Annotated in this window: 6 protein-coding genes; 5 read left to right on the top strand and 1 reads right to left on the bottom strand. The window is 70.9% G+C overall.

The features are described from left to right. Positions 1–790, bottom strand: a 790-nt coding sequence (locus EES42_RS09130) for an FG-GAP repeat domain-containing protein (RefSeq protein WP_164495205.1), incomplete at its 3' end; no start/stop codon positions are given. Between the two features lie 335 nt (positions 791–1,125). Between EES42_RS09130 and EES42_RS09125 the strand changes: the two genes are divergently transcribed. The 5 genes from EES42_RS09125 (at position 1,126) to EES42_RS09105 (ending at position 6,210) form a co-directional block, all read left to right on the top strand. Continuing rightward, on the top strand, positions 1,126–2,664 hold the full coding sequence (locus EES42_RS09125; RefSeq protein ID WP_124717642.1) for a sugar ABC transporter ATP-binding protein: 1,539 nt from the start codon (positions 1,126–1,128) through the stop codon (positions 2,662–2,664). Next, positions 2,661–3,716 carry an ABC transporter permease gene (locus EES42_RS09120; RefSeq protein WP_124717641.1) on the top strand — a complete coding sequence of 352 codons (1,056 nt, stop codon included), beginning with the start codon at positions 2,661–2,663 and terminating at the stop codon, positions 3,714–3,716. Before EES42_RS09125 ends, EES42_RS09120 begins: the two co-directional genes overlap by 4 nt. A 61-nt stretch (positions 3,717–3,777) precedes the next feature. After that, complete coding sequence (locus EES42_RS09115; protein ID WP_206433458.1) at positions 3,778–4,749, top strand: ABC transporter permease; 972 nt, start codon at positions 3,778–3,780, stop codon at positions 4,747–4,749. A gap of 46 nt (positions 4,750–4,795) precedes the next feature. Next, positions 4,796–5,872: a rhamnose ABC transporter substrate-binding protein gene (gene rhaS, locus EES42_RS09110; protein ID WP_124717639.1), complete on the top strand. Its 1,077-nt coding sequence runs from the start codon at positions 4,796–4,798 to the stop codon at positions 5,870–5,872. A 23-nt stretch (positions 5,873–5,895) separates the two neighbouring features. Continuing rightward, the gene (locus EES42_RS09105; protein ID WP_124717638.1) at positions 5,896–6,210 is read left to right on the top strand and encodes an L-rhamnose mutarotase; all 315 of its coding nucleotides are present in this window, start codon (positions 5,896–5,898) and stop codon (positions 6,208–6,210) included. Positions 6,211–6,226: the final 16 nt, after the last annotated feature.

Raw genomic sequence — 6,226 nt, 5'->3', positions numbered from 1 at the left:
CGAGGATGCGGCGGGCGTCGTACTCGTCGCCGTCGTGGACGACACCGGCCAGGTCGTCGCGGCCGTCGCCGTCGAAGTCGCCCGCGGTGACGTCCATGTAGCGCAGGTCGTCCATGTCGCGGATCTCCCTGGCGGGGGCCGCGGTGCTGCCGTCGCGCTTGAACGGGCCCGACAGGACATAGGTGTTGTGCATACCGACGGTGGCGATGTCCATGGCGCCGTCGCCGTCGAAGTCACCGGCCGCGGTCAGGGCGCCGACCTCGTCGTACGGTTCGTCGCCGTTCAGGAGCGTCGCGCCGCCGGACAGGCCCTGCGCGCCGCCCCAGATCACGGTGAGTGTTCCGGCGGACCCGGCCGTGCCGATCTTCTCGTTGCCCGCGCCGACCACGAGGTCGCTGTATCCGTCCTTGTCGAGGTCGGCGGAGACCATCGAGCCGCCGAACCCGTCGCCGGCCTCGGCGGAGTCCGGTATGCCGGGCGAGTTCTGGGTGAAGACCTGCTTGGTGGAGGTCTGCGGCCCGTTCTTGGAGCCGTACACCACGGCCACGTACCCGGCCTTGGACTTGCCGTCGACCGTGGCACCCGGCGCGGTGAACGCGAGGTCCGGGTAGCCGTCCCCGTTGAAGTCGTCACGGCGCGGGGCCGGTGCGGGCACCGCCCTGTTCGCGGACGCCGACACGGAGGTCGGGGCGCGGTCGGGCGTCGACGCCTGGGCGGTGGGGAAGGTGGTCACGGCGGTCGCCACGGTGATGGCGAGGACCACGGTGGTTCCTAGGGCACGGGATGCCACGTGGACTCCTTCGGTCGGGTGCGGGAGGTTTGCGCAAGCGGAGGTTCATCGACAGTTCGCTGTGCCGGAACGGCACGGTTGCTGTGCAGAGTCAGACCGGCTGAGGCGCGTGCCGGTTGCGTTCACATGGCAACCGTCACAGCTCCTCCACTCGCGCGGGCGGTGGCCGCCGGGGTCTGCCGGGCCCCTGGCGGACGGGTCCCGAACGGCCGTGTTCACCTGCCCATTGACTGTGCCCGCACTCCCCGTCTAGCTTCCCAGCTACCTCATTGAATCCTTTCACGGTGTGTGGGGCACCGCGTCCCACCGGTGCGTGCCTCCGCTGAGGAGCCCTCATGAACCAGCCCGCCAAGGGCCCGGCCCCGGCACCCGCCGGCCCGGTCCTGGCACTGAAAGACGTGAGCAAGTCCTTCGGCGCCGTACGCGCCCTGCACGAGGTGTCGCTGTCCCTGTGCCCCGGCGAGGTCCACGCGCTCGCCGGGGAGAACGGCGCGGGAAAGTCCACCCTCATCAAGACGCTCGCCGGGGTGCACCGCCCGGACGGCGGGCAGGTGCTGCTCGACGGCCGGCCGGTCGCCTTCCACGGGCCCGCCGACGCACGCGACGCCGGTATCGCCGTCATCTACCAGGAACCGACCCTCTTCCCCGATCTGTCCATCGCCGAGAACATCTTCATGGGCCGTCAGCCCCGGCGCGGCCTCGGCCGGATCGACCGCCGTGCCATGCACGGGGCCACCGCGGAGCTGATGCGCCGGCTCGGCGTGGACCTGGCGCCCGAGCGGCCGGCCCGTGGGCTCTCCATCGCGGACCAGCAGATCGTCGAGATCGCCAAGGCTCTCTCCTTCGACGCCCGGGTCCTGATCATGGACGAGCCGACGGCCGCGCTCACCGGTGCCGAGACGGCCCGGCTCTTCTCCGTGGTGCGGACGCTGCGCGACGGGGGTGCGGCCGTGCTGTTCATCTCGCACCGGCTCGACGAGATCTTCGAGCTGTGCGGGCGGGTCACGACACTGCGCGACGGCCGCCTGATCTCCTGCGAACCGCTGGCCGGGCTGACCGAGGACGATCTGGTGCGCCGGATGGTCGGCCGCGAGTTGGCCGGGCGCTATCCGAAGCAGCGGGCGACGGTCGGCGAAGTCGCCCTGTCCGTACAACGGTTGACCCGCGAGGGCGTTTTCCGCGATGTGTCGTTCGAGGTCCGGCGCGGGGAGATCGTCGCGCTCGCCGGGCTCGTCGGCGCCGGCCGGACCGAGGTCGCGCAGGCGGTCTTCGGCGTCGACCGCGCGGACGCCGGGGAGGTACGGGTGAACGGCACCGTGCTGCGCCCCGGGTCGCCGACCGCCGCGATGGCCGCCGGGCTGGCGCTCGTACCGGAGGACCGCCGTCAGTGCGGGCTCGTCATGGCGATGTCCATCGAGCGCAACATCGGGCTCACCGGCCTCGGCGCCGTCCGCAGGCGCGGGCTGGTCCGCCGGACCCTGGAGCACGACCGGGCCGCCGACTGGGCGGTGCGCCTCCGGCTCAAGTACAACCGGCTCGCGGACGCCGTCGGCGTGCTGTCCGGCGGCAACCAGCAGAAGGTCGTGCTCGCCAAGTGGCTGGCGACCGGGCCGTCCGTGCTCATCGTCGACGAGCCGACCCGCGGCATCGATGTCGGCACCAAGGCCGAAGTCCACCGGCTGCTCTCCGCGTCGGCGGCGGACGGGCTCGCGGTGCTGATGATCTCCTCCGACCTGCCCGAGGTGATCGGGATGGCCGACCGGGTGCTGGTCATGCACGAGGGCCGGCTCGTCGCCGAACTCCCGTGCCGCAGCGCCACCGAGGAGACCGTCATGGCCGCGGCGACCGGCCTGGCCGGAAGGACGGCTCCATGACCACCACCGTCGAAGGCCCGCCGGACATCGGTGCCGGGGCCCCGGCCCGCAGCGCCGCCGCGCTGGTGGACGCCGTGTTCCGGGCCCGGGAGATCTCCATCGCCGGGGCGCTCCTCCTGCTGGTCCTCGTCACCTCCGTCGCCAACCCGCGGTTCCTGTCCGGCCAGGGCATCAAGGACCTGCTGCTCAACGCGTCGGTCCTGGTGCTGCTCGCGGTCGGTCAGTCGGCCGTCGTCATCACCCGCAACATCGATCTGTCGGTCGGGTCGGTCGTCGGTCTCTCCGCCTTCGCCTGCGGCAGGTTCGTCGCCGGGACGGATCACGGGGTGCTCACCGTGCTGCTGCTCGGCACAGCCGTCGGAACGGTCTGCGGGCTCGTCTCCGGCGCCCTGGTCAGCTTCGGCGGGGTCCCGGCGCTCGTCGTGACGCTGGGCATGCTCTACATCATCCAGGGCGTCGACTACTGGTGGGCGCAGGGCGACCAGATCAGCGCCGCCGAGGTGCCCGACCAGGTCCTCGGGCTCGGCAGCGGCAGCGTTCTCGGGGTGCCGTACCTGCCGCTGATCGCCCTGCTGCTGCTCGCCGCGACCGCGTACTTCCTGCGCTGCCACCGCTCGGGCCGGGAGCTGTACGCGATCGGTTCGAGCCCGGAGGCCGCCCTGCTCGCCGGGGTCCCGGTCCGCCGCCGGATCCTGGCCGCGTACGTCTTCTCCGGGGCCGTCGCCGGTTTCGCCGGGGCCCTGTGGCTGGCCCGGTTCGGCACGGTCGTCGCGGACAACGCGCACGGCTGGGAACTGACCGTGGTCAGCGCCGTGGTCGTCGGGGGCGTCGCCATCACCGGTGGTACGGGGACGGTCTGGGGCGCGGCGCTGGGCGCACTGCTGCTCACCACCATCGGCAGCGTCCTGGTCGTGCTGAGGGTCGACTCCTTCTGGCAGGGCGCCATCACCGGTGCGCTGCTGCTGCTCGCCATCGGTGTCGACCGGATCGTGAACCTGCGGATGACCGCCGCACTGAGGAAGAGGAGCGCCCGGCATGGGAACGGCGGCTGAGACGCGGGAGGCGGCGGACGCCGCGCGGTCCGGGAAGGGCCGGGCCGGCCGGGTACGGAGTATGGCGCTGCGCTGGGACACCGCGGTCGGGGTGCTCCTGGTGGCGGTGATCGTCGTGGGCCTCGGTTCCACGGACGGCTTCGGCTCCGCCGAGAACCTCGCCTTCGCGTTCAACGACATCGTCGAGGTCGCCGTCATCGCGCTGCCGATGACGCTGCTCGTCGTCGCCGGTCAGGTCGATCTGTCGGTCGCCTCGATGCTGGGCCTGGGCAGTGCGCTGACCGGTGCGCTGTGGAACGCCGGATGGGCCTTCGAGACGATCGTGCCGGTGGTGCTGCTGGCCGGGGTGGCGGGCGGGCTGCTCAACGGCTGGCTGGTCACCCGGGTGGGGCTGCCGTCGCTGGCCGTCACCATCGGCACCCTGGCCCTGTACCGGGGCCTGGCCTCGGTGGCGCTGGGCAGCGACGCGGTGACCGACTTCCCGGACACGTACGCGCGGTGGACCGTCGACACGACCACGGTGCCCGGCACCTTCCTCACGTACCCGGTCCTGCTCTTCGCGGTCCTCGCGGTGATCACCGCGGTCGTGCTGCACGCCACCGGGTTCGGCCGTTCGCTGTTCGCCATCGGTTCCCAGGAGAAGGCGGCGTACTTCGCGGGCATCCGGGTCAAGCGGATCAAGCTGCTGCTGTTCGTCGTGACGGGGCTGTTCGCCTCGTTCACCGGTGTCCTGTTCACGCTGCGGTACGGCAGTGCCCGCGCCGACAACGGTCTCGGCTTCGAGATGCTCGTGATCGCCTCCGTGCTGCTCGGCGGGATCGACTTCGACGGCGGGAAGGGCACCCTCTTCGGCGCGGTCGCCGGGGTGCTGCTGATCGGAGTGCTGAAGAACCTCCTGACGCTCAACGACGTCGCCAACGAGGTGCAGGTGATCGTGACCGGCCTGCTGCTCGTGGCGTCCGTACTCACCCCCCGGGTGATCGCCGCCGTCGTCGGACGACGGCACCGGCGCGCCGCCGGCACCCCGTCCTGAGCCCTCCCCCCTCCCCCGTCCTCCCGTCGAAAGGCACGTCACCGCCATGATGCTCCGCACCGCCGCGACCGCCGCGACCGCCGCGGCCGCCGTGTCCCTCGCCCTCGCCCTGGCCGCCTGTTCCGGCACCACGAAGGACAGCGTGGGCAAGGACTCCGTGAAGTCCGGGGCCACGGCGAAGGCCGATCCGGACGCGCCGCTGAAGAAGGGCCTGAAGCTGGCCTTCCTGCCCAAGCAGATCAACAACCCGTACGAGAAGATCGTGGACGACGCGGGCATCGCGGCGGCCCTGGAGTACGGCGGCACGGGCAAGGAGGTCGGCCCCTCCGACGCCGGTGCCTCCTCGCAGGTCAGCTACATCAACACGCTGATCCAGCAGCGCCAGGACGCGATCCTGGTCGCGGCCAACGACCCCAACGCGGTGTGCGGCCCGCTGAAGCAGGCCATGAAGAAGGGCATCAAGGTCGTCGCGTACGACTCCGACACCGCGAAGGACTGCCGTCAGCTCTTCATCAACCAGGCGAGCTCCGAGCAGATCGGCCGCAGCCTGGTCCAGCACCTCGGTGAGCAGATCGGCCACAAGGGGAAGATCGCGATCCTCTCGGCCACCCAGAACGCCACCAACCAGAACACCTGGATCGGCTTCATGCAGGACGAGTTGAAGCTGCCGAAGTACAAGGACATGAAGCTGGTGAAGGTGGCGTACGGGGACGACGCCGACCAGAAGTCGTTCCAGCAGACGCAGGGCCTGATGCAGGCGTATCCGGACCTGAAGGGCATCATCTCGCCCACCACCGTCGGCATCGCCGCCGCCGCCCGCTATCTGAGCGACTCCTCGTACAAGGGCAAGGTCGTGCTGAACGGTCTCGGCACGCCGAACCAGATGCGCAAGTACGTCAAGGACGGCACGGTCGGGCAGTTCTCGCTGTGGAACCCGGAGGAGCTGGGCCATCTCGGTTCGTACGCCGCCGCCGCGCTGGCGTCGGGGCAGATCACCGGTGCGCAGGGGGAGAAGTTCAAGGCGGGCAGGCTCGGCGAGTACACGGTCGGCAAGGACGGCGAGGTCATCCTCGGCGAGCCGACCGTCTTCGACCGCAGGAACATCGACAAGTTCGACTTCTGACCGGACACCGGGAGCCCCGCACCATGCAGCGCGTCTGTTTTCTGCTGACCGTACGCAAGGACCGTATCGACGAGTACCGCGAGCGCCACGCCGCGGTCTGGCCGGACATGCTCGCCGCGCTCCGTGCGGCCGGCTGGCACAACTACTCGCTCTTCCTGCGGGAGGACGGTCTGCTCGTCGGCTATCTGGAGACACCGGACTTCGACGCGGCGCGCGAGGCGATGGCCGCGACCGAGGTCAACGAGCGGTGGCAGCGCGACATGGCGGAGTTCTTCGAGCAGCCCGAGGCGGCCGACGAGGCGATGGTCCCGCTCACCGAGGTCTTCCACCTCGCGTGAGCGAGACCGCTGCCCG

This window comes from Streptomyces sp. ADI95-17 (assembly GCF_003846175.1).
GTDB lineage: Bacteria > Actinomycetota > Actinomycetes > Streptomycetales > Streptomycetaceae > Streptomyces > Streptomyces sanglieri.
The sequence above is the reverse complement of the archived record's forward strand: the minus strand, read 5'-3'. Positions and strand labels throughout refer to the sequence as shown.

Coding starts and splice junctions, on each gene's coding strand:
- rhaS (WP_124717639.1), top strand. CDS start 4,796: ATGATGCTCCGCACCGCCGCGACCGCCGCGACCGCCGCGGCCGCCGTG.
- EES42_RS09115 (WP_206433458.1), top strand. CDS start 3,778: ATGGCGCTGCGCTGGGACACCGCGGTCGGGGTGCTCCTGGTGGCGGTG.
- EES42_RS09120 (WP_124717641.1), top strand. CDS start 2,661: ATGACCACCACCGTCGAAGGCCCGCCGGACATCGGTGCCGGGGCCCCG.
- EES42_RS09105 (WP_124717638.1), top strand. CDS start 5,896: ATGCAGCGCGTCTGTTTTCTGCTGACCGTACGCAAGGACCGTATCGAC.
- EES42_RS09125 (WP_124717642.1), top strand. CDS start 1,126: ATGAACCAGCCCGCCAAGGGCCCGGCCCCGGCACCCGCCGGCCCGGTC.